The organism is Pseudomonas sp. E141 (genome assembly GCF_052659885.1).
In genome coordinates, this window is record NZ_CP084024.1 from 1447461 (window position 1) to 1471564 (window position 24104).

Below are 24104 nucleotides of genomic sequence, written 5' to 3' on the forward strand. Positions count from 1 at the left end.
AAAAGGAGCCCGACAGTGATCGACACATTCAACCGAACAGGCCCGCTCATGGACGCCACAAGCTATCCGAAATGGGCACAACAGCTCATTACCGATTGCAGCGAGAGCAAGCGCCGGGTTGTCGAACACGAGCTGTATCAACGCATGCGCGATAACAAGCTCAGTGCCAAGACCATGCGCCACTACCTTATTGGTGGTTGGCCGGTCGTTGAACAGTTCGCCTTATACATGGCACAGAACCTCACCAAGACGCGCTTTGCCCGCCATCCCGGCGAGGACATGGCGCGTCGCTGGCTGATGCGCAACATTCGTGTCGAACTCAACCATGCCGATTACTGGGTCAACTGGAGCGCCGCCCATGGCGTGACCCTGGAAGATCTGCAGGCGCAGCAAGTGCCACCCGAACTCCATGCGCTGAGCCACTGGTGCTGGCATACGAGTTCTTCGGACTCGCTGATCGTGGCCATCGCCGCGACCAACTATGCCATCGAGGGGGCAACCGGGGAGTGGTCGGCACTGGTGTGTTCCAGTGGTATCTACGCGGCGGCTTTCGCCGAGGAAGACCGCAAACGAGCCATGAAGTGGCTGAAGATGCACGCCCAGTACGATGATGCTCATCCCTGGGAAGCCCTGGAAATCATCTGCACCCTGGCGGGCATGAACCCGAGCAAGGCCTTGCAGATCGAACTGCGCCAGGCTGTCTGCAAGAGCTACGACTACATGTACCTCTTCCTGGAGCGCTGCATGCAACTGGAGCAAGCGGAATCGGTGGGGAAAACCTCATCGCCCCGTGAGCGCCTGGCGTTGGCCGGGAGCTGATACCCGATAGCCAACCCAGGTGGGAGCGAGCGTGCTCGCGAAGGGGTCAGGACAGTCAACGGGGAGGTTGATTGCCTGATCGCCATCGCGAGCAGGCTCGCTCCCACATTTTTCGACGGTGTTCACAGAATCTGTCATTGCTGGTTTTCAACCCGCCATCGCCAGCCGGTTGCGGCCCTCGCGCTTGGCCACGTACAACGCGTTGTCGGCCCTGCGCAGCAGGCTTTCGACTGACTCACCCGGCAGCAGCGTCGCGCAACCCAGGCTCACCGTCAGTTCGATCCGCGTACCGGCGGCAAAATAATCCTGCGCCTGGGCGGCATGACGCAGTCGTTCTCCGACCAAGGCCGCGGCGTCCCGGCTGGTGTTCGAGAGCAGAATCAGGAATTCTTCGCCGCCGAACCTGAACACCATGTCCACATTGCGCAGCTGATTCTTGATGGCCTCGGCTACGCCCTTCAACACCTCATCGCCGATACCGTGCCCATGACTGTCGTTGACGCGCTTGAAATGATCGATGTCCAGCATCAACAGTGACAGCGGTTGCAAATGACGCTTGGCCATATCAATTTCACGGATCAGCGTCTGGTCCATGGCGATGCGGTTGCCGGTGCCGGTCAGTGGGTCACGCAGGGCACTTTGGGTCGCGGCGCGGTAGAGCAGAGCATTGCGCAACGGAAACAGCAGCGTCGACAACACAGACTCAAGATCGGCTTGTTCGGTCTCGGTGAAGCGTTGGTTGCGGCGAAACACCAGCTCGCCCAAGTACTCGCTTTCATGGCTGAGGTTGTAGGTGAGGGTGTGATGCCCGCGTTGCCCCAGCTCCAGGCGCAGATCGCTGGGGCTGTGGCGGTAGATCAGCGCGTCCAGCGGCACCAGCCGCTGAACCTCACGAAAAAACAGCCCCAGGATCCGTTGCGGCTCCAGGCTGGTCTGCAATTGCTGGCTCAGCTGCTGACGCAACTGCGAAAGATTGACAGAGCGTGCCACCAGCGGTGACGGCTGGCCAAAGCCCAGGCGCTGCAGTTTGGCGCTGTCGAAATCAATCGCGTTGATCTGGGTTGGCGTTTTCATATGGCGTGAGCCCCTAAGCAAATCTGTCCTGACAGGTTGGGTGAGGCGGCTTTGGGCGGCGCGTCGTACTGGTCCTTCAGTCCCGTAGGACATCTGATTTGAGTTTAGTCCGCTTTACCTGGCAGGCATAAGTCTCATCTCAACATCCATTACCCGCCGAACATGGCGTGTTTGAGGATCTTTAGAGCGAAAGTCGTGCCATTCGGTTCAGTAGAATAAAAACCGCTTTTAAATCAATAAATTGACTTCAAGCGGCGAGCGCCTCGTCGGCATGGGGTGACATGGACTTGGCGGTTCGCCTGGCTACGTATCGGGCGCAGGGAGGTCGCGACGGTAAACCGACGCGACGCGAAGGTGAACAATTATTGGGCGTTGAACGCCTGACCGTTGACGCCTGTGCTATCCGGCCCCATGAGGTACAGGTAGACCGGCATGATTTCTTCAGGCGTAGGATTGTTGAGCGGGTTTTCCCCTGGGTAGGCCTGGGCGCGCATGCTGGTGCGGGTGGCGCCGGGGTTGATGCTGTTGGCGCGCATGGGTGCGACGGTCTCGACTTCGTCGGCCAGGGTTTGCATCAGCCCCTCGGTGGCAAACTTGGAGACGCCATAAGCCCCCCAGTAAGCCCGTCCCTTACGCCCGACGCTGCTGGAGGTGAACACCACGGACGCGTCCTTGGACAGCTTGAGCAGCGGCAGCAAGGTGCTGGTGAGCATGAACATGGCGTTGACGTTCACCTGCATCACCCGCATGAAGTTCTCGCCGGACAACTGCTCCAGCGGCGTACGCGGGCCGATGATCGAGGCGTTGTGCAGCAGGCCGTCCAGATGGCCGAATTCGGTTTCAATCATCGCCGCCAGTTCATCGTACTGATGGGGCAGGGCGGTTTCGAGGTTGAACGGGATTACCACCGGCTGTGGATGCCCGGCCGCTTCGATTTCATCGTAGACCTGGGTCAGGTTGGCTTCGGTCTTGCCCAGCAGCAATACAGTAGCGCCGTGGGCGGCATAGGCCTTGGCGGCTGCGGCGCCGATGCCGCGACCAGCGCCGGTGACCAGGATGACCCGGCCATTGAGCAGGTCGGGGCGGGCGGAATACTCAAACATAAAAAAACCTCAACAATTAAAGCAGCACGGTTCCTGTGGCACAGAACTGTCATGGCGAGTGAGCTTTTGTGGCGAGGGAGCTTGCTCCCGCTCGGCGGCGAAGCCGTCGCCAGCTGACTCAGGGACCGCTTCGCGGTCCAGCGGGAGCAAGCTCCCTCGCCACAAGAGCGGTCAGCTCAGCAACTGCACAGCGCGTTATCCAGCACTTCACGCAGCGCCGAGGGGTGATCGATCACCACATCTGCGCCCCAATGGTTCGGGTTGTCGTCCGGGTGAATGTAGCCGTAGGTCACCGCGCAGGTCCTGGTGCCGGCGCTGCGGCCAGACTCGATGTCCCGCAGGTCGTCGCCTACGAACAATACGCTGGCCGGATCCAGGTCGAGCATCTTGCACGCCAGGGTCAGCGGTTCGGGGTCCGGCTTGCTGTTCTTTACATGGTCGGGGCAGATCAGCACTTTCGAGCGTTCGGCCAGGCCTAGCTGCTGCATGATCGGCTCGGCAAAGCGCACCGGTTTGTTGGTGACCACCCCCCAGATCAGGTTGGCGGCCTCAATGTCGGCCAGCACCTGGGCCATGCCGTCAAACAGGTGGCTGTGCACCGCGCAGCCCTTGAGGTAGCGGTCGAGGAATTCCTGGCGCAGTTCCTCGAAACCCGGCGACTCCGGGTCCATGGAGAAGGTCACCGCGACCATCGCCCGGGCGCCCCCGGAAATCTCGTCGCGAATATGCTGCGTGTTCATCGGTGGCAGGCCACGGTCGGCACGCATGGCCTGGCAGATGGCGATGAAGTCCGGCGCGGTGTCGAGCAGCGTGCCGTCCATGTCGAAGAGAACCGCTTTGAGACGCATCGACTTACTCCTCGCGCAAGGTCTGGATCATGTAGTTGACATCAACGTCGGCGGCCAGCTTGTAGTGCTTGGTCAGCGGGTTGTACGTCAGGCCGATGATGTCCTTGACGGTCAGCCCGGCCATGCGGCTCCAGGCCCCCAGCTCCGAAGGCCGGATGAATTTCTTGAAGTCGTGAGTGCCACGTGGCAACAGCTTCATAATGTATTCGGCGCCGATGATGGCGAACAGGTAGGCCTTCGGATTGCGGTTGATGGTGGAGAAGAACACCTGTCCACCGGGCTTGACCATGCGAAAGCACGCGCGGATGACCGATGATGGATCCGGTACGTGTTCAAGCATTTCCAGGCAAGTGACCACATCGAACTGCTCGGGCATTTCCTCGGCCAGGGCTTCGGCGGTGGTCTGCCGGTATTCCACGCTGACGCCGGATTCCAGTTGATGCAGTTGCGCAACCGCCAGCGGTGCTTCGCCCATGTCGATGCCCATCACCGTCGCTCCGCGCTGGGCCATGGCTTCGCTGAGGATGCCGCCGCCGCAGCCGACATCGAGCACCTTCTTGCCAGCCAGGCTGACTCGCTCGTCAATCCAGTTGACCCGCAGCGGGTTGATATCGTGCAGCGGTTTGAATTCGCTTTCACGGTCCCACCAGCGATGGGCCAGGGCTTCGAATTTGGCGATTTCAGCGTGGTCGACGTTGCTCATGTGCAGATCCTCGAAAAACTTGAAAAATCGTAGGGCCCGAGCCGTGGCTCAAGGGACCTGGTTATTCGTTGTGGCCGCTGATGCGACGACCCCATGCCTGTGCCGTGGCACTGAGCTGCGATTCGTCCAGGCGGGTCAGGCGGCCGTCCTCAAGCAAGGGCTTGCCGGCCACCCACAGATGTTTCACGCAGTCGCGACCGGTGGCGTAGATCAGTTGCGACACCGGGTCATAGACCGGCTGCTGGGCCAGTCCCGACAAGTCAAAGGCCACCAGGTCGGCGGCCTTGCCGACTTCCAGCGAGCCGACCGTCGCTTCGATGCCCAGTGCCCGGGCGCCATTGAGCGTGGCCATGCGCAACGCCCGGTGGGCGTCCAGGGCCGTGGCCGAACCGGCGACGGCCTTGGCCAGCAATGCGGCGGTACGCGTCTCGCCCAACAGGTCCAGATCGTTGTTGCTCGCCGCCCCGTCAGTGCCGACCGCGACATTGACCCCGGCCTGCCACAAGCGCTCCACCGGGCAGAACCCGCTGGCCAGCTTCATGTTCGATTCCGGGCAGTGGATCACGCTACAGTTGCTTTCTACCAGCAACGCCTGGTCTTCATCGCTGACCTGAGTCATGTGCACCGCCTGAAAGCGTGGCCCCAGCAGGCCCAGGCGCCCCAGCCGGGCCATGGGTCGCTCACCGGTGTTATCCACAGCCTGCTGTACTTCGAAGGCGGTTTCGTGAACATGCATATGAATGGCCGCGTCCAGTTCTTCGGCGATCACCCGGATTTTTTCCAGGTTCTCGTCGCCGACGGTGTAGGGCGCATGGGGGCCGAATGCCACTTTGATTCGTGGATGATGCTTGAGGTCGCCAAACAATTCGATGCCCTGACGAATGGCATCGTCGGCGCTGGCGGCACCGGGGATCGGAAAATCGAGGATCGGAATGGCGATTTGTGCGCGGATACCGCTGTTATGCACACGCTCGCTGGCAACCTTGGGGTAGAAATACATGTCCGAGAAACACGTGATGCCGCCCTTGAGCTGCTCGGCGATCGCCAGGTCAGTGCCGTCGCGAACAAAATCTTCGTCGACCCATTTGCCCTCGGCCGGCCAGATGTGTTGTTCAAGCCAGGTCATCAAGGGCAGGTCGTCGGCCAGGCCGCGGAACAGGGTCATCGCCGCATGGCCGTGGGCGTTGATCAATCCGGGGCTCAGGAGCATGCCCGGCAGTTCGCGGACCTGGGCTGCGTCACACTTGAGGGCTTCTGCCCGTGGACCGATGAACACGATGCAGCCGTCGCGGATGCCCAGGCCATGATCCTTGAGCACGACACCGGCGGGTTCGACAGGCACCAACCAGGTCGGCAGCAGTAATAAGTCGAGCGCAACGGCAGGCTTGGGCATCGTGGAACGGTTCCATGGCGTATAAAGGATGGCGAAGTATACCCGAGCGTCTTCGCGGAGGGATCGCTATAATCGGCGGCTTTTGTTCATGAGTGCGGGGTGTGGGATGCGCGATCGACTGTTGGCTGCGGAGAAGGTGAAGGCCATCGATTGGCGTGATGGCGCCCTCTATCTGTTGGATCAGCGTATTTTGCCGTTCGAGGAAACCTGGATCGCCTATACCTCGGCGGCCGGCGTGGCCGAGGCCATTCGCTCGATGGTGGTGCGGGGCGCGCCAGCCATCGGCATCAGTGCGGCCTATGGCGTGGTGTTGGCAGCGCGGGCGCGGGTGGCCGAGGGCGGGGACTGGCAGGCGGCGCTGGAAGCTGATTTTGCCCTGCTGGCCGACTCGCGGCCGACGGCGGTGAACCTGTTTTGGGCGCTTGACCGGATGCGCGACCGGCTGGGGCGCTTGAAAGAGCACGCCGAACCGCTGGCGGCCCTTGAGGCCGAAGCCATCGCAATCCATGAAAGCGACCGCGAAGCCAACCTGACCATGGCTCAGTTGGGTGTCGACCTGATCCGCAAGCATCAGGGCAACGCCCAGGCCATCCTGACCCATTGCAATACCGGCGCCCTGGCCACCGGCGGCTTTGGCACGGCCCTTGGCGTGATCCGGGGGGCGTTTATCGAGGGCATGGTCGAGCGCGTCTACGCCGACGAAACCCGTCCGTGGCTGCAAGGCTCGCGTCTCACCGCGTGGGAGTTGGCCAATGAAGGCATCCCGGTGACCCTCAATGCCGATTCCGCCGCCGCCCACATCATGAAGACCAAGGGCGTGACCTGGGTCATCGTCGGCGCCGACCGCATCACGGCCAATGGCGACGTCGCGAACAAGATCGGCACCTATCAACTGGCGGTCTGCGCCATGCACCATGGCGTGCGCTTCATGGTGGTGGCGCCGAGTTCGACCATCGACATGAACCTGGCCAGCGGCGAAGACATTCCAATTGAAGAGCGCGACGGGCGCGAACTGCTGGAGGTTGGCGGCAAGCGGGTCGGGGCGGAGGTGGATGCCTTCAACCCGGTGTTCGACGTTACCCCGGCGGACCTGATCGACGCCATTGTCACCGAGAAAGGCATCGTCGAGCGCCCGGATACGGCGAAGATGGCGCAGTTGATGTGTCGCAAGCGGTTGCACTGAAGGCTTTGAGTGGCGGGTCTGCCGCTATCGCGAGCGGGCTCGCTCCCACATTGGATCGGTGTTGTGGCCGGAATCTTCGGCATACACAGATCCCCTGTGGGAGCGAGCCCGCTCGCGATGAGGCCCTGAAAGTCAGCAAATGAGCCTGAATTGAACCTCAAATCTGCTTTCGGCAAGCCTCTAAGCCCCTCTCGTCCCATATCAGCCTGTCACCGGTCAACTAACTATGCTCCATGCGCATCAGGGGGATAGGTGCGTGGCGGCTCTTGTGATAACATCCGGCGGTTTCCAGGGCTGCCTCACGAGGTGGCCTTTACTGCGCAGATCCATGGCATAACTCGTTGATTTGTCGTAAGTCGCTGCATGGCACTTGTTCTGCAGCGGCGAGCTTCGTTCGTCCCATCTGGATGTGACGAGGTTTCACCAGAAAAAGGAATCAGGCTTCTCATGGGCGAACTGGCCAAAGAAATCCTCCCGGTCAATATCGAAGACGAGCTGAAACAGTCCTACCTCGACTACGCAATGAGCGTAATTGTCGGGCGGGCGCTGCCGGATGCGCGCGATGGCTTGAAGCCCGTGCACCGGCGCGTGCTGTTCGCGATGAGCGAGCTGGGCAACGACTTCAACAAGCCGTACAAGAAATCAGCCCGTGTCGTCGGTGACGTGATCGGTAAGTATCACCCCCACGGTGACACCGCTGTGTACGACACCATCGTCCGGATGGCCCAGCCATTCTCCCTGCGCTACTTGCTGGTAGACGGCCAGGGCAACTTCGGTTCCGTGGACGGCGACAACGCCGCGGCCATGCGATACACCGAAGTGCGCATGACCAAGCTGGCCCACGAACTGCTGGCCGACCTGCATAAGGAAACCGTGGACTGGGTGCCGAACTACGACGGCACCGAAATGATCCCGGCGGTCATGCCGACCCGTATCCCGAACCTGCTGGTCAACGGCTCCAGCGGTATCGCCGTGGGCATGGCGACCAACATCCCGCCGCACAACCTCGGTGAAGTCATCGACGGTTGCCTGGCCCTCATCGACAATCCCGAGTTGACGGTCGATGAGCTGATGCAGTACATCCCTGGTCCTGACTTCCCGACCGCTGCGATCATCAACGGTCGCGCCGGCATCATCGAAGCCTACCGCACCGGTCGCGGCCGCATTTACATGCGCGCCCGCTCGACCATCGAAGACATCGACAAGGTCGGTGGTCGCCAGCAGATCGTCATCACCGAACTCCCGTACCAGCTGAACAAGGCCCGTCTGATCGAGAAGATCGCCGAGTTGGTGAAAGAGAAGAAGCTTGAAGGCATCACCGAGCTGCGGGACGAGTCCGACAAGGACGGCATGCGCGTCGTGATCGAACTGCGTCGCGGCGAAGTGCCCGAGGTGATCCTCAACAACCTCTACGCCCAGACCCAGCTGCAAGCGGTGTTCGGCATCAACATCGTGGCGCTGATCGACGGCCGTCCGCGGATCCTGAATCTCAAGGACCTGCTGGAAGCCTTCGTGCGTCACCGTCGCGAAGTGGTCACCCGCCGCACCGTGTTCGAACTGCGCAAGGCCCGCGAGCGCGGTCATATCCTCGAAGGCCAGGCCGTTGCCCTGTCGAACATCGACCCGGTCATCGCCCTGATCAAGGCCTCGCCAACGCCGTCGGAAGCCAAGGAAGCGCTGATCAGCACGCCTTGGGAATCCACCGCGGTAGTTGCGATGGTCGAGCGTGCCGGCGCCGACTCGTGCCGTCCGGAAAACCTCGACCCGCAATACGGCCTGCGCGACGGCAAGTACTTCCTGTCCCCGGAACAGGCGCAAGCCATCCTGGAACTGCGTCTGCACCGCCTGACTGGCCTGGAACACGAGAAGCTGCTGGCTGAATACCAGGAAATCCTCAACCAGATCGGCGAGCTGATCCGCATCCTCAACAGCGCCACGCGCCTGATGGAAGTGATCCGCGAAGAACTGGAAGTGATCCGCGCCGAATACGGCGACGTGCGCCGCACCGAGATTCTCGATGCGCGCCTGGACCTGACCCTGGGTGACATGATCCCGGAAGAAGAGCGCGTGGTGACCATTTCCCACGGCGGCTACGCCAAGACCCAGCCGTTGGCCGCCTACCAGGCCCAGCGTCGCGGCGGCAAAGGCAAGTCGGCCACAGGCGTCAAGGACGAGGATTACATCGCTCACCTGCTGGTTGCCAACAGCCACACCACGCTGTTGCTGTTCTCCAGCAAGGGCAAGGTGTACTGGCTCAAGACCTACGAAATCCCCGAAGCGTCTCGTGCCGCCCGTGGTCGTCCGCTGGTCAACCTGCTGCCGCTCGATAGTGATGAGTACATCACTACCATGCTGCCAGTGGAGGAATACACCGAAGGTCACTACATCTTCATGGCCACCGCCAAGGGCACCGTGAAGAAGACTCCGCTGGAATCCTTCAGTCGTCAGCGCAGTGTCGGCCTGATCGCCCTGGAGCTGGACGAAGGTGACGTGCTGATTTCCGCTGCCATCACCGACGGTGAGCGTGAGGTCATGCTGTTCTCCGACGGCGGCAAGGTTACTCGTTTCAAGGAATCCGACGTTCGCGCCATGGGCCGTACCGCCCGCGGTGTGCGCGGCATGCGCCTGCCGGAAGGCCAGAAGCTAATTTCCATGCTGATCCCCGAAGAAGGCAGCCAGATCCTCACCGCTTCGGCGCGTGGTTATGGCAAGCGCACGGCCATCAGCGAATTCCCTGAGTACAAGCGTGGCGGCCAGGGCGTGATCGCCATGGTCAGCAACGACCGTAACGGTCGTCTGGTCGGCGCTGTCCAGGTGCTCGATGGCGAGGAGATCATGTTGATCTCCGACCAGGGCACCTTGGTGCGCACGCGGGTGGCCGAAGTGTCGAGCCTGGGTCGTAACACCCAGGGTGTGACGCTGATCAAGCTGGCCAGCGACGAAACGCTGGTCGGGCTTGAGCGGGTGCAGGAGCCATCGGAAGTCGAAGGCGAGGAGCTGGAAGGCGAGGAGGGCGTGGCGTTCGACGGCACTCTTGCTACCGACGTTGACGACATGACCGGCGACCAACCGCTCGACGCTGCCGCAGACGAAGAAGAACCGCAGGACTAAGCGGACATGCAGGGGGCGGATGAAGATTCGCCCCCTTGTTGTTTGTCCCGTTTGAAAATTTGCGACACTGCGCATTCCGCTCTTTGTAGGAGCGAGCTTGCTCGCGATTTCGGTGGATCAGCAGCATTGATATTGACTGACACACTGCAATCGCGAGCAAGCTCGCTCCCACATTGGGCCCTATGTGCAGAACACAAGATTGATGTGACCACCAGATCAGAGCGAGATTGGATGTGAGCAAGAGAGCCTATAACTTCTGTGCCGGCCCGGCGGCGCTTCCTGAAGCGGTCCTGAAGCGTGCCCAAGGTGAACTTCTCGACTGGCATGGCAAGGGCCTGTCCGTCATGGAAATGAGCCATCGCAGCGATGAGTTCGTGTCCATTGCCACCAAGGCCGAGCAGGACTTGCGTGATCTGCTGAGCATCCCCTCCAACTACAAGGTGCTGTTCCTGCAGGGCGGCGCCAGCCAGCAGTTTGCGCAGATCCCGCTGAACTTGCTGCCCGAAAGCGGCAAGGCCGACTACATCGACACCGGGATCTGGTCGCAGAAAGCCATCGAAGAAGCCTCGCGCTACGGCCACGTCAATGTCGCGGCCACGGCCAAGCCCTACGACTATTTCGCCATTCCCGGCCAGAACGAGTGGAACCTGTCCAAGGACGCGGCCTACGTTCATTACGCGCCGAACGAAACCATCGGCGGCCTGGAATTCAACTGGATTCCGGAAACCGGCGACGTGCCATTGGTGGCTGACATGTCTTCGGACATCCTGTCGCGCCCTGTGGACATCTCCCGTTTCGGCATGATCTACGCCGGCGCCCAGAAGAACATCGGTCCCAGCGGCATCCTGGTCAGCATCATTCGCGAAGACCTGCTGGGACGCGCCCGTTCCTTGTGCCCGACCATGCTCAACTACAAGGTCGCCGCCGACAACGGCTCGATGTACAACACCCCGCCGACCCTGGCCTGGTACCTGTCCGGCCTGGTATTCGAGTGGCTCAAAGAACAGGGCGGTGTCGAGGCCATCGGCAAGCTCAACGAAGTGAAGCAGCGCACGCTCTATGACTTCATTGACGCCAGCGGCCTCTACAGCAACCCGATCAACAAGACTGATCGTTCGTGGATGAACGTACCGTTCCGCCTGGCCGACGATCGTCTCGATAAGCCGTTCCTGGCCGGTGCCGACGAGCGCGGGCTGCTGAACCTGAAGGGTCACCGTTCGGTCGGCGGCATGCGCGCTTCCATCTACAACGCCGTCGATATCAACGCGGTCAATGCGTTGATTTCCTACATGGCAGAGTTCGAGAAGGAACATGGTTGATGTCTGAGCAAGAACTCAAGGCGCTGCGCCTGCGCATCGATGCCCTGGACGAAAAGGTCCTGGAGCTGATCAGCGAGCGAGCGCGCTGCGCCCAGGAAGTGGCGCGGGTGAAAATGGCCTCCCTGGCCGAAGGCGAAGTGCCGGTGTTCTATCGCCCGGAGCGTGAAGCGCAGGTACTCAAGCGTGTCATGGAGCGCAACAAGGGGCCTCTGGGCAACGAAGAAATGGCGCGGTTGTTCCGCGAGATCATGTCTTCGTGCCTGGCCCTCGAGCAGCCTTTGAAAGTCGCTTACCTGGGCCCTGAAGGCACCTTCACCCAGGCTGCCGCCATGAAGCATTTCGGCCACGCCGTGATCAGCAAACCGATGGCGGCCATCGACGAAGTCTTCCGTGAAGTGGCGGCGGGCGCGGTGAACTTCGGCGTGGTGCCGGTGGAAAACTCCACCGAAGGCGCGGTCAACCACACGCTGGACAGTTTCCTTGAGCACGACATGGTGATCTGCGGCGAAGTCGAGCTGCGCATCCACCATCACCTGCTGGTGGGGGAGAACACCAAGACCGACAGCATCAGCCGAATCTACTCCCACGCCCAGTCCCTGGCCCAGTGCCGCAAGTGGCTGGATGCCCATTACCCGAATGTCGAGCGCGTGGCGGTCTCCAGCAACGCCGAGGCGGCCAAGCGGGTCAAGGGTGAATGGAACTCGGCGGCGATTGCCGGCGACATGGCAGCCGGCCTCTACGGCCTGACCCGCCTGGCGGAAAAAATCGAGGATCGCCCGGACAACTCCACGCGATTCCTGATGATTGGCAGCCAGGAAGTGCCGCCGACCGGCGACGACAAGACGTCGATCATCGTCTCCATGAGCAACAAACCCGGCGCGCTCCATGAGCTGCTGGTGCCGTTCCATGACAATGGCATCGATCTGACACGGATCGAGACCCGTCCGTCGCGCAGCGGTAAATGGACCTACGTGTTTTTCATCGATTTTGTCGGCCACCACCGCGATCCACTGGTAAAAGGTGTGCTGGAAAAAATCAGTCAGGAAGCAGTGGCACTCAAGGTGCTGGGTTCCTACCCCAAAGCAGTTCTTTAAGGGCGGATAGCTAATGAGTGGCAACTTCCTCGCTCTGGCTCAGCCAGGCGTGCAACAACTCTCGCCTTACGTTCCAGGCAAGCCGGTGGACGAATTGGCCCGTGAGCTGGATCTGGACCCGGCCAGCATCGTCAAGCTGGCAAGCAACGAAAACCCTTTGGGGGCGAGCCCCAAGGCGCTGGAAGCGATCCGTGACGAGCTGGCCGAGCTGACCCGTTATCCCGACGGCAACGGTTTCGCCCTCAAAAGCCTGCTGGCCGAGCGCTGTGGCGTGGAGTTGAGCCAGGTCACCCTGGGCAACGGTTCCAATGACATTCTCGAGCTGGTGGCGCGTGCCTATCTGGCGCCGGGCCTCAACGCCGTGTTCAGCGAGCATGCGTTTGCGGTCTACCCGATCGCCACCCAGGCTGTCGGCGCCGACGCCCATGTGGTGCCGGCCAAGGATTGGGGGCACGACCTGCCCGCCATGCTGGCGGCCATCGACGCCAACACGCGGGTCGTCTTCATCGCCAACCCAAACAACCCGACCGGCACCTGGTTCGATGCCCAGGCGTTGGACGACTTCCTGCAGGACGTGCCCGAGCACGTGCTGGTGGTGCTGGATGAGGCCTACATCGAATACGCCGAAGGCAGCGATTTGCCCGATGGCCTGGATTTTCTCGCCGCCTACCCGAACCTGCTGGTCTCGCGCACGTTCTCCAAGGCCTATGGCCTGGCGTCTTTGCGGGTTGGCTATGGCTTGTCCACCGCCGTGGTGGCCGATGTGCTCAACCGCGTGCGGCAGCCATTCAACGTCAACAGCTTTGCCTTGGCCGCTGCCTGCGCTGCGCTCGGGGACGACGCCTACCTGGCCGAAAGTCGCCGTCTGAACGAGGCTGGCATGCGGCAGTTGGAAGCCGGGTTCCGCGAGCTGGGCCTGAGCTGGATTCCATCCAAAGGCAACTTCATCTGCGTCGACCTGGGCCGTGTCGCAGCCCCGGTGTTCCAGGGCTTGCTGCGCGAGGGTGTGATCGTGCGTCCGGTGGCCAACTACGGCATGCCGAACCACCTGCGCGTCACCATTGGCCTGCCAGCGGAAAACAGCCGCTTTCTCGAGGCGTTGAGCAAGGTTCTGGCTCGTGGTTGATGTCACTTCACTGCAATCTGCTGCACCTATGATCGGTCGCCTAGTGGTGGTCGGTCTGGGGTTGATCGGCGGCTCTTTCGCCAAAGGCCTGCGCGAAAGCGGTCTGTGTCGTGAAGTGGTGGGTGTCGATCTGGACCCGCAGTCGCGTCGGCTGGCGGTGGAACTGGGAGTGGTGGATCGCTGCGAGGACGACCTGGCGATTGCTTGCCAGGGTGCGGACGTGATCCAGTTGGCCGTGCCGATCCTGGCCATGGAGAAGCTGCTGGCACGCCTGGCGACCATGGACCTGGGGCAGGCGATTCTCACGGACGTCGGCAGTGCCAAGGGCAATGTCGTGCGGGCGGCCACCGAAGCCTTCGGCGGGATGCCGGCGCGCTTTGTGCCCGGTCATCCGATTGCCGGTTCCGAGCAGAGCGGGGTGGAAGCCTCCAACGCCGAACTGTTTCGTCGTCACAAAGTGATATTGACGCCACTGGACCAGACCGATCCGGCTGCGCTGGCAGTGGTGGATCGCCTGTGGCGCGAGCTGGGTGCGGACGTCGAGCACATGCAGGTCGAGCGCCACGATGAAGTATTGGCCGCCACTAGCCATTTGCCGCACCTGTTGGCGTTCGGTCTGGTGGATTCATTGGCCAAACGCAATGAAAATCTTGAGATCTTCCGTTACGCTGCCGGCGGTTTCCGCGATTTCACGAGAATCGCCGGTAGCGACCCGGTCATGTGGCACGACATCTTCCTCGCCAACCGCGAAGCTGTCCTGCGCACACTCGATACATTTCGCAGCGATCTCGACGCCTTGCGCGACGCGGTCGATGCAGGGGACGGGCACCAATTGCTGGGCGTTTTCACACGCGCCAGGGTGGCCCGCGAGCATTTCAGTAAAATCCTGGCCCGTCGGGCCTATGTGGACGCTATGAACTCCAACGATCTGATTTTCCTGGCACAACCTGGTGGCTCCCTGAGTGGGCGTATTCGTGTACCGGGCGATAAATCGATTTCCCACCGTTCGATCATGCTCGGCTCCCTGGCTGAAGGCGTGACCGAAGTGGAAGGCTTTCTCGAAGGTGAAGACGCCCTGGCGACGCTGCAAGCGTTCCGCGACATGGGCGTGGTCATCGAAGGCCCGCATCACGGTCGCGTGACCATCCATGGTGTCGGCCTGCACGGCCTCAAGCCGGCCCCGGGCCCGATCTACCTGGGCAACTCCGGCACGTCGATGCGCCTGCTGTCCGGCCTGCTGGCTGCCCAGGACTTCGACAGCACCTTGACCGGTGACGCTTCGCTGTCCAAGCGGCCGATGAATCGCGTGGCCAACCCCCTGCGGGAAATGGGGGCGGTGATCGAGACGGCGGCCGAAGGTCGTCCGCCAATGACCATTCGCGGTGGCAACAAGCTCAAGGGCCTGACCTACACCATGCCGATGGCCAGCGCCCAGGTGAAATCCTGCCTGCTGCTGGCCGGTCTCTATGCCGAAGGCAAGACCACTGTTACCGAGCCGGCCCCGACCCGCGACCACACCGAGCGCATGCTGCGCGGCTTCGGCTACCCGGTCACGGTCAACGGCGCCACGGCCTCCGTCGAGTCCGGCAGCAAACTGACCGCGACCCACATTGAGGTGCCGGGCGATATCTCGTCCTCGGCGTTCTTCCTGGTGGCCGCCTCGATTGCCGAAGGCTCCGAGCTGGTGCTCGAGCATGTGGGCATCAACCCGACCCGTACCGGTGTGATCGACATCCTGCGCCTGATGGGCGCTGACATCACCCTGGAAAACCAGCGTGAAGTGGGCGGCGAGCCGGTTGCAGACCTGCGCGTACGAGCAGCTAAACTCAAGGGTATCGAGATTCCCGAAGCGCTGGTGCCACTGGCCATTGACGAATTCCCGGTACTGTTCGTGGCGGCGGCCTGTGCCGAAGGGCGCACCGTGCTGACCGGCGCCGAAGAGCTTCGGGTCAAGGAATCGGATCGTATCCAGGTGATGGCTGATGGCCTGATCGCGTTGGGCGTGAAATGCCAGCCGACGCCGGACGGCATCATCATCGACGGCGGCCAGATCGGCGGCGGCGAAGTCCATGGTCACGGTGATCACCGTATCGCCATGGCCTTCAGTGTTGCGTCTTTGCGCGCCAGTGCGCCGATCCGCATCCATGATTGCGCCAACGTCGCGACGTCGTTCCCGAACTTCCTGGCACTGTGTGCCCAGGTCGGTATTCGAGTAGCACAAGAGGCACAGTCGTGAACATCAAGGCACCGGTCATCACCATCGATGGCCCAAGCGGCTCAGGCAAGGGCACCATCGCTGGAATACTGGCCAAACAATTGGGCTGGAACCTGCTCGATTCGGGTGCCTTGTATCGCCTGCTGGCGTTCGCCGCCGCCAATCATGGCGTCGATCTGACCAACGAAGAGCTGCTCAAGGCCCTGGCTGCGCATCTGGACGTGCAGTTCATCGCGGCGACCGACGGTCAGCTGCAGCGCATCATTCTGGAGGGTGACGAAGTCAGCAATGTCATTCGTACCGAAAGCGTCGGGGCCGGGGCCTCCCAGGTCGCCGCGCTGCCGGCGGTGCGCGAGGCGTTGCTGCAGCGCCAGCGCGCCTTCCAGGAGCCGCCAGGATTGGTGGCCGATGGGCGCGACATGGGGACCGTGGTGTTTCCCGATGCCCCGCTGAAGATTTTCCTCACCGCCAGTGCGGAGGAGAGGGCTCGTCGCCGATATTTGCAGTTGAAGGGCAAAGGCGAGGATGTTAGTCTGTCGAGTCTGCTAGATGAGATCCGTGCACGCGACGAGCGTGACACCCAGCGCGCAGTAGCCCCGCTCAAGCCGGCGGCTGACGCGATACAGCTGGATTCCACGGAGTTGTCCATCGATCAGGTGTTGCAACGCATCATGAGCGAAATCGCCATCCGCGATATCGCCGGGTGACCAGGAAGCTCCGCAGGGGACCAGTCATAGTCCTGCGGTGCTTCTTTTATATGAAACTAACCCACACCGTCTGGGGTGTGGAGGCGGGCGTATTCTTCGCCCTAATCAACAGGAATTAAAATGAGCGAAAGCTTTGCGGAACTCTTTGAAGAAAGCCTGAAAACCCTGAACCTTCAGGCAGGCTCCATCATCACCGGTGTTATCGTTGATATCGATTACCAAGCTCGCTGGGTAACCGTTCACGCTGGTCTGAAGTCTGAAGCACTCATCCCGCTTGAGCAGTTCTACAACGACGCTGGCGAACTGAACATCAACGTCGGTGACGAAGTTCACGTTGCGCTGGACTCGGTTGAAGATGGCTTCGGTGAAACCAAGCTGTCCCGTGAAAAAGCCAAGCGCGCTGAATGCTGGATCGTTCTGGAAGCGGCTTTCGCAGCTGAGGAAGTGGTCAAGGGCGTTATCAACGGTAAGGTTAAAGGCGGCTTCACTGTCGACGTTAACGGCATCCGTGCGTTCCTGCCAGGTTCCCTGGTTGACGTCCGTCCAGTGCGCGACACCACGCACCTGGAAGGCAAAGAGCTGGAATTCAAGGTCATCAAGCTGGACCAGAAGCGCAACAACGTTGTCGTTTCCCGTCGCAGTGTCCTGGAAGCCGAGAACTCCGCCGAGCGTGAAGCTCTGCTGGAATCGCTGCAGGAAGGCCAGCAGGTCAAGGGTATCGTCAAGAACCTCACCGATTACGGCGCATTCGTCGATCTGGGTGGCGTCGATGGCCTGCTGCACATCACCGACATGGCCTGGAAGCGTATCAAGCATCCTTCGGAAATCGTCAACGTTGGCGACGAGATCGATGTCAAGGTTCTGAAGTACGATCGCGAGCGCAATCGTGTTTCCCTGGGCCTCAAGCAACTGGGTGAAGATCCATGGGTTGCTATCAAAGCCCGTTACCCAGAAAGCACCCGCGTCACCGCTCGTGTTACCAACCTCACCGACTACGGCTGCTTCGCTGAGCTGGAAGAAGGCGTTGAAGGTCTGGTACACGTTTCCGAAATGGACTGGACCAACAAGAACATCCACCCTTCGAAAGTCGTACAAGTCGGCGACGAAGTGGAAGTCATGGTTCTGGACATCGACGAAGAGCGTCGTCGTATCTCCCTGGGCATCAAGCAGTGCAAATCTAACCCATGGGAAGATTTCTCTGGCCAGTTCAACAAGGGCGATAAAATCTCCGGCACCATCAAGTCGATCACCGATTTCGGTATCTTCATTGGTCTGGACGGCGGCATCGACGGTCTGGTTCACCTGTCCGACATCTCCTGGAACGAAGTGGGCGAAGAAGCCGTACGCCGCTTCAAGAAGGGCGACGAGCTGGACACCGTTATCCTGTCGGTTGACCCAGAGCGCGAGCGCATCTCCCTGGGCATCAAGCAACTGGAAAGCGATCCGTTCTCCGAGTACGTTCAAGAGAACGATAAAGGCGCAATCGTTAAGGGCATCGTGAAAGAAGTTGACGCTAAAGGCGCCATCATCACCCTGGCCGACGATATCGAAGCGACTCTGAAAGCCTCCGAAATCAGCCGTGACCGCGTTGAAGACGCGCGCAACGTTCTGAAAGAAGGCGAAGAAGTAGAAGCCAAGATCATCAGCGTTGACCGCAAGAGCCGCGTAATCCAGCTCTCCATCAAGTCGAAAGACGATGCTGAAGAGAAAGAAGCAATCCAGAGCCTGCGCGACAAGCCAGCTACCTCTGACATTGCTGCTGGTCCTACCACTCTGGGCGACCTGCTGCGTGCACAAATGGAAAAGCAGAACTGAGTTCTGTCAGACCATAGAAAAAGGGCGACTTCGGTCGCCCTTTTTTGTGGGCGCGATTCGGCAAAAACTGGCCTGTTTGTAAGTTGGCTCCTCTGTCTGACTCGGCAGTGAAACCAATCCTGCAATCAAACTGTCTCTTTCTTTAAGCAGATCAATCACCTACTCAGGGCTAGACTGCGGATGCCCTAGTCTCCCCGGGCTCATGTGGGAGCGGGCCTGCTCGCGATAGCGTCAGGTCAGACACCACCCAGTCGGGTGCTGGCTATTTAAGGAGACGAATGAACAGGTTCATCCTGGTATTCGCGGTATTGGTCTTGGCAGGTTGCACCACAAGTGCCAAGACCCATGCAGTGCGTGGCGTCAGTGGCATTGAGGTCGATTGTTCCGGCCTGGGATCGGGCTGGGAAAAATGCCACAAGCGCGCTGCGAAGGAGTGCAAGGGCGCAGGGTACAAAGTCATCACTCGCTCCGATGATGCCAAGGATGAAGATCAATACCCATTCGGCTTCAATCCAGCAGGCTACCTGACCCGCACAATGTTGGTCATTTGTCGCTGAATGCGCTCAAGTGCAAGGCTTGTGCAGAAATGGGGCAAATACGACAGGGTGAAGATATGTCAAGACTTGGGCTGTTCAAAATCTTCCGGTCATGCTAAAACCTTTTCAAGCGATTTTCCTAGCTGCTTGAAAAAGAAGGGAAAAATATGACGAAGTCGGAGTTGATCGAACGAATTGTCACCCATCAAGGGCTACTCTCATCCAAAGATGTGGAGCTGGCCATCAAGACCATGCTTGAGCAAATGTCCCAGTGCCTGGCGACCGGAGATCGAATCGAGATCCGTGGCTTCGGCAGCTTCTCTCTCCATTACCGCGCCCCGCGGGTGGGCCGCAATCCTAAAACCGGTCAGTCCGTGAGCCTGGACGGTAAATTTGTTCCGCATTTCAAGCCGGGCAAGGAACTCAGGGATCGCGTCAATGAGGAGGAGGGGGATGACCTGTAAGGAGGCGTCTATGCAAGGGGGAATTCATGCGCAGCTTTAAACGTTTTTCTCTTGTCGTGCTCGCGTTGCTAGTGGCCGCAGCCATCGTTCTGTTCGTGCTTGAAAATACCCAACCTGTCGCGCTGTTGTTCCTGGGCTGGTCGGCTCCGCAACTTCCTGTTTCAGTTTGCGTGCTAGTGTCACTTCTCGCTGGTATGATGGTTGGCCCGTTGCTCGCGTGGTTCATGGGGGTGCGTAGGCGATTGAAATAAATGGATGTGTGGCCCAGCAGTCTTGGTAAGGATCACTGTCTACAATTTTTTCTGACTTTGGGTGCGTTTTGTTCGTATTTAATCTAACTCAGTTTGCCGCTCAGTCCGACGCGGCCTTGCCCGTCTTGCCTTTTGATGCGTTTGGTGTGTACACGAACGTGATGCCAAGCGAGGCTTTCCATGCAAAATGATCGTATTGATGCGCGTCGTGATGATGAAATTGATCTGATCGAACTTGTTCGGGGGCTCTGGGCTCAGAAGTGGTTGATTCTGGGTATCACTCTTCTGGTTACTGTTGGGGCCGGCCTTTACGCGTTCCTTAGCAAGCCTGTCTATGAAGCCAAGCTTTTTATCATGCCACCTACTCAGAATGATATTGCTGAGTTGAATTATGGTCGTGGGAAAAGTACAGAGCTGTCCACTTACTCGATCGAATATGTTTATGAGGTGTTTGCCCGTAATTTGCAGAGTGCATCACTTCGACAAGTCTTTTTCAATGAAATCTATCTTCCCTCGCTTGATGAGTCCCAACGCAGAGGCTCGGTTGACCGTTTGTACGAGCGTTTCTCCCGCGAGTTAGTTGTCAAAGGGCCTAGCAAGAATACTCCGGACCGCTTCTCTGTTGTTGTTAAAGGTAACGATCCGGTCCAAGCAACAGACTGGGCAACAACATATGTCCAACGCGCCAGTAAAGCCGCTAAGACTGAGCTGATAAAAAACGTTACATCCGAAGCGTCAGTTAGATCTCGCAATTTGGAGCAACGGATCGTCAGTTTACGTGAGACCGCGCAGCGGATTCGCGAGGACAGAATTCAACAACTCCGTGAAGCGTTGAAAATTGCTGAGACAATAGGCTTGACTTCGTCGACAATAAATTCCGGCGCAGCAGTGGATATTACTGTAGATACAGGTAATAAACTGGACTACCAACGGGGAAGTAAAGCTTTGGCGGCAGAGGTCGCGGCGTTGGAATCAAGATCCTCTGATGACGCTTTTATATCAGATTTACGGTCGTTACAGATGCGTTATGGTTTTTATCGTAAGTTGAATATTGATCCTGACACAATTTCCACTTATCGCCAGGATGGCAGCCTTGAGGTCCCGGAAACTCCCATTAAACCTAAGAAATTTTTTATAGTGGTCGTGGGGGTGTTTTTTGGGTTAATTATTGGTGGATTGATTGCTTTTATTCGATTGCGCTTCGATCATATTTTTCCCGATCCAAAAAGTGATCGGGTGAAAATTAAATAAATGATGTGGCATAAGTGAAGAACTGATAGCTGATTTTTGAAGTAACTAGGTGGGGCTTAATGCCCCGCTGTTTTGTTATTAGTGTTTGTTAAATTCACTAGCGGATGTGAATTTACCAAAAAATAATCGCTGTTCGATAATGCCGAGTGTTTCGGTCCCTGTGATCACCATACGGCACTGCTACCACCAGATTTATCAGTTCTAGGTTGTGCTGAGGTTGTGCTGAGGTTGTTGGAGGCGAGAGGAGTAGGGCTGTCATTAGCATACGAACCGAACTAAAAACTAATCAATTATTTAGGGATAAGAAAGCTAGCCCCCAAGATTATCCAGGCAACGGTAAGCCTTGGAACCGAATCCTCCAATATTTGAATGCGATGATGGCGACAATAATATTGATGTTGCCCAATCTTTAATTAGAGGCGGGGTGGGAATTACACTCTCGGGGACAGAATAGTTGTTTTGCATGACAAATGCTCAAAATCGAACGTGAGCTGATGGCTAGCGGCGATGAGGAATCTGTCGCAAGGGGCTGCTGAAATTGAAGAGCATAAATTTAGATTGTTCGGAGTTTAACAAGGTTTTCGGAAACAAGATATTCTGTACGGTTGCATGATGGAATGCCTCCTAATGGAAGCAATAAATTTTGAATTCATTCGTTAATTGGGTTTGACTATGCGCCAGCTGAAAGATATAAAACTTGCCATTATCGGTCTCGGATATGTTGGCTTACCGCTCGCTGTCGAGTTTGCTAAGCGCCGTTCTGTGGTTGGATTTGATATCAACCAAAGTCGTATTGATGCATTGAAGGCTGGTCGAGACTCCACCCTTGAGGTAGATGATAAAGAACTTGAATCTGCTACCTATTTGAGTTTCTCCACCGATCCCTGCGACCTCTCTGAATGTAATGCTTTTATTGTCACTGTGCCAACACCTATTGACCAATATAATAAGCCGGATTTGACCCCATTAATTAAAGCGTCAGAGTGTATTGGTAAAGTTTTGAAGAAGGGCGATTTGGTTATTTATGAGTCAACGGTGTACCCAGGCGCGACGGAAGAGGACTGCGTACCAGTTCTTGAAATGGCTTCGGGGCTAAAATTTAACGTCGACTTCTATGCGGGCTATAGCCCAGAGAGAATCAACCCAGGAGACAAAGAGCACCGTGTTACTAACATTAAAAAAGTGACATCCGGCTCTACTCCTGAAGTTGCCGATTTGGTTGATGCGCTTTACAACGAAATCATTATTGCAGGAACGCATAAAGCTAGCTCTATACGAGTCGCCGAAGCCGCGAAAGTAATTGAAAATACTCAGCGCGATCTAAACATTGCTCTAATTAATGAATTGGCTATCATTTTCAATAAGATGGAAATTGATACTGAGGCCGTGCTCCAGGCAGCAGGGACCAAGTGGAACTTTTTACCTTTTCGGCCGGGATTAGTGGGTGGTCACTGTATAGGCGTCGATCCTTATTATCTTACCCATAAAGCTCAAGCTATTGGATACCACCCAGAAATAATTCTTGCTGGGCGTCGTCTTAACGACGGAATGGGCGCTTATGTTGTATCGCAATTAGTGAAGGGCATGCTTAAACGAAGGATTCACGTGGATGGTGCGAAAGTTTTGATCATGGGCTTGGCATTTAAGGAAAACTGCCCTGATCTACGTAACACGCGTATTGTAGATATCGTTCGAGAGCTTGCGGAATATAATATCGCTGTTGATGTATATGATCCATGGGTCAATAGTGAGGAGGCCCAAGAGGAGTACAATATTTTCCCTGTTCAAGAGCTTTTACCTAATACGTATGATGGGATAATATTGGCCGTAGCCCATGAGGAGTTTCGTAACATGGGGGCCGGAAAAATTCGAGAATTAGGTAATGAAAACCATGTCATATATGATCTTAAATACATACTTAATTCCAATGAGTCGGATATACGGTTGTAATAATTAAAAATATTCGCCTTTTGTTGTTTTTGTACTTAAAGATAGCGTTACAAGTCAAAAGGCGAACTTTGTTATATGCAAACTTAAAGGATGTTGATATATGGGGCAGTATGAGCTCTTGATAAAGTCTTTAGTTTCCAATCCCAAGACATGGCTTATTACTGGTGTTGCTGGCTTCATCGGCTCCAATTTGTTGGAAGTCCTTTTAAAGGCAAACCAGAATGTCGTAGGTTTGGACAATTTTGCAACTGGACACCAGCATAATCTTGATGAAGTTCGAGGAGTAGTAACTGGAGCGCAATGGTCTCGATTTACATTCGTCCATGGTGATATTCGCGATATTAGAGACTGCCAGTTAGCATGTAACGGAATCGATTATGTACTCCACCAAGCTGCGTTAGGTTCTGTCCCTCGTTCCCTTGTTGACCCGATAGCTACGAATGCTACTAATATTGATGGTTTTCTCAATATGTTGGTAGCTGCCCGTGATGCTAAAGTAAAGAGCTTTACCTATGCGGCTAGCAGTTCGACCTATGGAGATCATCCAGGTTTACCAAAAGTTGAGGATAAAATTGGAAAGCCGCTTTCCCCATATGCAGTTACAAAGTATGTGAATGAGCTTTATGCTGAAACATTTGCTAGGAGTTTTGGATTCCGCACTATTGGCTTGCGTTACTTTAACGTTTTTGGACCGAGACAAGATCCCAACGGCGCTTATGCAGCTGTAATACCAAAATGGGTAGCAGCCATGATAAATAATCAGGAGGTTGTAATCAATGGCGATGGCGAAACAAGTCGCGATTTTTGTTATATAGATAATACGATTAGGGCCAATATATTAGCGGCAGCTGCTACGGAAAATTGTGCGCTGAATCAAGTCTATAACGTCGCGGTGGGTGGACGGACATCTCTCAATCAACTAGTTGAAATGATTGCGAATGCATTAAGTGCGAAGGGAATTGTGTACGATAAAAAACCGCGCTATCAAGAGACTCGAGTAGGCGATGTTAAGCATTCGCAAGCTGATATCAGTAAGATAAAAGATAAACTAAAATATGAACCTGCCTTTGATATTATAGAAGGGATGGTGCGGACAGTGGATTGGTATGTTGCCAGAGTAACGAAAAACTGACGAGCAAATC

At 57.5% G+C, this 24104-nt stretch carries 20 protein-coding genes; 15 read left to right on the forward strand and 5 right to left on the reverse strand.

Features of this window, described 5'->3' with window-relative positions; all coding sequences use genetic code 11:
- The first annotated feature begins 48 nt into the window (after window positions 1-48).
- Entirely contained in the window at window positions 49-819 is a 771-nt protein-coding gene (locus GKKCFE_RS06590) for a TenA family transcriptional regulator (protein ID WP_445577630.1), read from the forward strand.
- Window positions 820-966: 147 nt separating this feature from the next.
- Here GKKCFE_RS06590 and GKKCFE_RS06595 read toward each other — a convergent pair whose 3' ends face one another.
- The 5 genes from GKKCFE_RS06595 to GKKCFE_RS06615 form a co-directional block, all read right to left on the reverse strand.
- The gene (locus GKKCFE_RS06595) at window positions 967-1893 is read right to left on the reverse strand and encodes a GGDEF domain-containing protein (RefSeq protein WP_047226301.1); all 927 of its coding nucleotides are present in this window, start codon (window positions 1891-1893) and stop codon (window positions 967-969) included.
- 362 nt (window positions 1894-2255) lie between these two features.
- Window positions 2256-2996, reverse strand: coding sequence for a YciK family oxidoreductase (locus tag GKKCFE_RS06600; protein WP_047226302.1), 741 nt, complete (start codon window positions 2994-2996; stop codon window positions 2256-2258).
- A gap of 176 nt (window positions 2997-3172) precedes the next feature.
- Window positions 3173-3844, reverse strand: coding sequence for an N-acetylmuramic acid 6-phosphate phosphatase MupP (gene mupP, locus GKKCFE_RS06605; RefSeq protein WP_047226303.1), 672 nt, complete (start codon window positions 3842-3844; stop codon window positions 3173-3175).
- Between the two features lie 4 nt (window positions 3845-3848).
- A complete protein-coding gene (gene ubiG / locus GKKCFE_RS06610; protein ID WP_047226304.1) occupies window positions 3849-4547 on the reverse strand; it encodes a bifunctional 2-polyprenyl-6-hydroxyphenol methylase/3-demethylubiquinol 3-O-methyltransferase UbiG in 699 nt (232 codons plus the stop codon).
- A gap of 61 nt (window positions 4548-4608) precedes the next feature.
- Window positions 4609-5940 (reverse strand): TRZ/ATZ family hydrolase, encoded by a 1332-nt coding sequence (locus GKKCFE_RS06615; protein ID WP_160891926.1) that lies wholly within the window; start codon window positions 5938-5940, stop codon window positions 4609-4611.
- Window positions 5941-6046: 106 nt separating this feature from the next.
- Here GKKCFE_RS06615 and mtnA point away from each other — a divergent pair, with 106 nt between their 5' ends.
- The 14 genes from mtnA (at window position 6047) to GKKCFE_RS06685 (ending at window position 24094) form a co-directional block, all read left to right on the forward strand.
- The gene (mtnA, locus tag GKKCFE_RS06620) at window positions 6047-7123 is read left to right on the forward strand and encodes an S-methyl-5-thioribose-1-phosphate isomerase (RefSeq protein WP_445577631.1); all 1077 of its coding nucleotides are present in this window, start codon (window positions 6047-6049) and stop codon (window positions 7121-7123) included.
- A gap of 447 nt (window positions 7124-7570) precedes the next feature.
- Entirely contained in the window at window positions 7571-10234 is a 2664-nt protein-coding gene (gene gyrA / locus GKKCFE_RS06625; RefSeq protein WP_047226307.1) for a DNA gyrase subunit A, read from the forward strand.
- Window positions 10235-10467: 233 nt separating this feature from the next.
- Window positions 10468-11553 (forward strand): 3-phosphoserine/phosphohydroxythreonine transaminase, encoded by a 1086-nt coding sequence (serC, locus tag GKKCFE_RS06630; RefSeq protein ID WP_047226308.1) that lies wholly within the window; start codon window positions 10468-10470, stop codon window positions 11551-11553.
- Window positions 11553-12647: a prephenate dehydratase gene (gene pheA / locus GKKCFE_RS06635; RefSeq protein WP_003199233.1), complete on the forward strand. Its 1095-nt coding sequence runs from the start codon at window positions 11553-11555 to the stop codon at window positions 12645-12647. The genes serC and pheA overlap by 1 nt, the downstream gene beginning before the upstream one ends.
- Before the next feature lie 13 nt (window positions 12648-12660).
- The gene (gene hisC / locus GKKCFE_RS06640) at window positions 12661-13773 is read left to right on the forward strand and encodes a histidinol-phosphate transaminase (protein WP_047226309.1); all 1113 of its coding nucleotides are present in this window, start codon (window positions 12661-12663) and stop codon (window positions 13771-13773) included.
- Between the two features lie 28 nt (window positions 13774-13801).
- A complete protein-coding gene (locus tag GKKCFE_RS06645) occupies window positions 13802-16009 on the forward strand; it encodes a bifunctional prephenate dehydrogenase/3-phosphoshikimate 1-carboxyvinyltransferase (protein WP_047226310.1) in 2208 nt (735 codons plus the stop codon).
- A complete protein-coding gene (gene cmk / locus GKKCFE_RS06650; RefSeq protein WP_047226311.1) occupies window positions 16006-16695 on the forward strand; it encodes a (d)CMP kinase in 690 nt (229 codons plus the stop codon). Before GKKCFE_RS06645 ends, cmk begins: the two co-directional genes overlap by 4 nt.
- A 120-nt stretch (window positions 16696-16815) precedes the next feature.
- Window positions 16816-18510 (forward strand): 30S ribosomal protein S1, encoded by a 1695-nt coding sequence (gene rpsA, locus GKKCFE_RS06655; protein WP_014337228.1) that lies wholly within the window; start codon window positions 16816-16818, stop codon window positions 18508-18510.
- A 278-nt stretch (window positions 18511-18788) separates the two neighbouring features.
- On the forward strand, window positions 18789-19067 hold the full coding sequence (locus GKKCFE_RS06660; protein WP_445577632.1) for a hypothetical protein: 279 nt from the start codon (window positions 18789-18791) through the stop codon (window positions 19065-19067).
- A gap of 146 nt (window positions 19068-19213) precedes the next feature.
- Window positions 19214-19510: an integration host factor subunit beta gene (ihfB, locus tag GKKCFE_RS06665; RefSeq protein WP_047226313.1), complete on the forward strand. Its 297-nt coding sequence runs from the start codon at window positions 19214-19216 to the stop codon at window positions 19508-19510.
- A 26-nt stretch (window positions 19511-19536) separates the two neighbouring features.
- Entirely contained in the window at window positions 19537-19761 is a 225-nt protein-coding gene (locus tag GKKCFE_RS06670; RefSeq protein WP_316912793.1) for a LapA family protein, read from the forward strand.
- Between the two features lie 180 nt (window positions 19762-19941).
- Window positions 19942-21012 (forward strand): LPS O-antigen chain length determinant protein WzzB, encoded by a 1071-nt coding sequence (locus GKKCFE_RS06675; RefSeq protein WP_445577633.1) that lies wholly within the window; start codon window positions 19942-19944, stop codon window positions 21010-21012.
- 672 nt (window positions 21013-21684) lie between these two features.
- Window positions 21685-22962 carry a Vi polysaccharide biosynthesis UDP-N-acetylglucosamine C-6 dehydrogenase TviB gene (gene tviB / locus GKKCFE_RS06680; protein WP_445577634.1) on the forward strand — a complete coding sequence of 426 codons (1278 nt, stop codon included), beginning with the start codon at window positions 21685-21687 and terminating at the stop codon, window positions 22960-22962.
- A 100-nt stretch (window positions 22963-23062) separates the two neighbouring features.
- Window positions 23063-24094, forward strand: a complete 1032-nt coding sequence (locus GKKCFE_RS06685) for an NAD-dependent epimerase/dehydratase family protein (RefSeq protein WP_445577635.1) — start codon at window positions 23063-23065, stop codon at window positions 24092-24094.
- The last annotated feature ends 10 nt before the right edge of the window (window positions 24095-24104 follow it).

What these genes read in the sequence shown, in the direction of transcription:
- GKKCFE_RS06600 (WP_047226302.1), bottom strand. Translation starts at nt 2,996, where the DNA reads ATGTTTGAGTATTCCGCCCGCCCCGACCTGCTCAATGGCCGGGTCATC.
- gyrA (WP_047226307.1), top strand. Translation starts at nt 7,571, where the DNA reads ATGGGCGAACTGGCCAAAGAAATCCTCCCGGTCAATATCGAAGACGAG.
- GKKCFE_RS06645 (WP_047226310.1), top strand. Translation starts at nt 13,802, where the DNA reads ATGATCGGTCGCCTAGTGGTGGTCGGTCTGGGGTTGATCGGCGGCTCT.
- hisC (WP_047226309.1), top strand. Translation starts at nt 12,661, where the DNA reads ATGAGTGGCAACTTCCTCGCTCTGGCTCAGCCAGGCGTGCAACAACTC.
- rpsA (WP_014337228.1), top strand. Translation starts at nt 16,816, where the DNA reads ATGAGCGAAAGCTTTGCGGAACTCTTTGAAGAAAGCCTGAAAACCCTG.
- GKKCFE_RS06590 (WP_445577630.1), top strand. Translation starts at nt 49, where the DNA reads ATGGACGCCACAAGCTATCCGAAATGGGCACAACAGCTCATTACCGAT.
- tviB (WP_445577634.1), top strand. Translation starts at nt 21,685, where the DNA reads ATGCGCCAGCTGAAAGATATAAAACTTGCCATTATCGGTCTCGGATAT.
- GKKCFE_RS06675 (WP_445577633.1), top strand. Translation starts at nt 19,942, where the DNA reads ATGCAAAATGATCGTATTGATGCGCGTCGTGATGATGAAATTGATCTG.
- ihfB (WP_047226313.1), top strand. Translation starts at nt 19,214, where the DNA reads ATGACGAAGTCGGAGTTGATCGAACGAATTGTCACCCATCAAGGGCTA.
- mtnA (WP_445577631.1), top strand. Translation starts at nt 6,047, where the DNA reads ATGCGCGATCGACTGTTGGCTGCGGAGAAGGTGAAGGCCATCGATTGG.
- GKKCFE_RS06595 (WP_047226301.1), bottom strand. Translation starts at nt 1,893, where the DNA reads ATGAAAACGCCAACCCAGATCAACGCGATTGATTTCGACAGCGCCAAA.
- GKKCFE_RS06670 (WP_316912793.1), top strand. Translation starts at nt 19,537, where the DNA reads ATGCGCAGCTTTAAACGTTTTTCTCTTGTCGTGCTCGCGTTGCTAGTG.
- GKKCFE_RS06615 (WP_160891926.1), bottom strand. Translation starts at nt 5,940, where the DNA reads ATGCCCAAGCCTGCCGTTGCGCTCGACTTATTACTGCTGCCGACCTGG.
- ubiG (WP_047226304.1), bottom strand. Translation starts at nt 4,547, where the DNA reads ATGAGCAACGTCGACCACGCTGAAATCGCCAAATTCGAAGCCCTGGCC.
- mupP (WP_047226303.1), bottom strand. Translation starts at nt 3,844, where the DNA reads ATGCGTCTCAAAGCGGTTCTCTTCGACATGGACGGCACGCTGCTCGAC.
- GKKCFE_RS06685 (WP_445577635.1), top strand. Translation starts at nt 23,063, where the DNA reads ATGGGGCAGTATGAGCTCTTGATAAAGTCTTTAGTTTCCAATCCCAAG.
- GKKCFE_RS06660 (WP_445577632.1), top strand. Translation starts at nt 18,789, where the DNA reads ATGAACAGGTTCATCCTGGTATTCGCGGTATTGGTCTTGGCAGGTTGC.
- pheA (WP_003199233.1), top strand. Translation starts at nt 11,553, where the DNA reads ATGTCTGAGCAAGAACTCAAGGCGCTGCGCCTGCGCATCGATGCCCTG.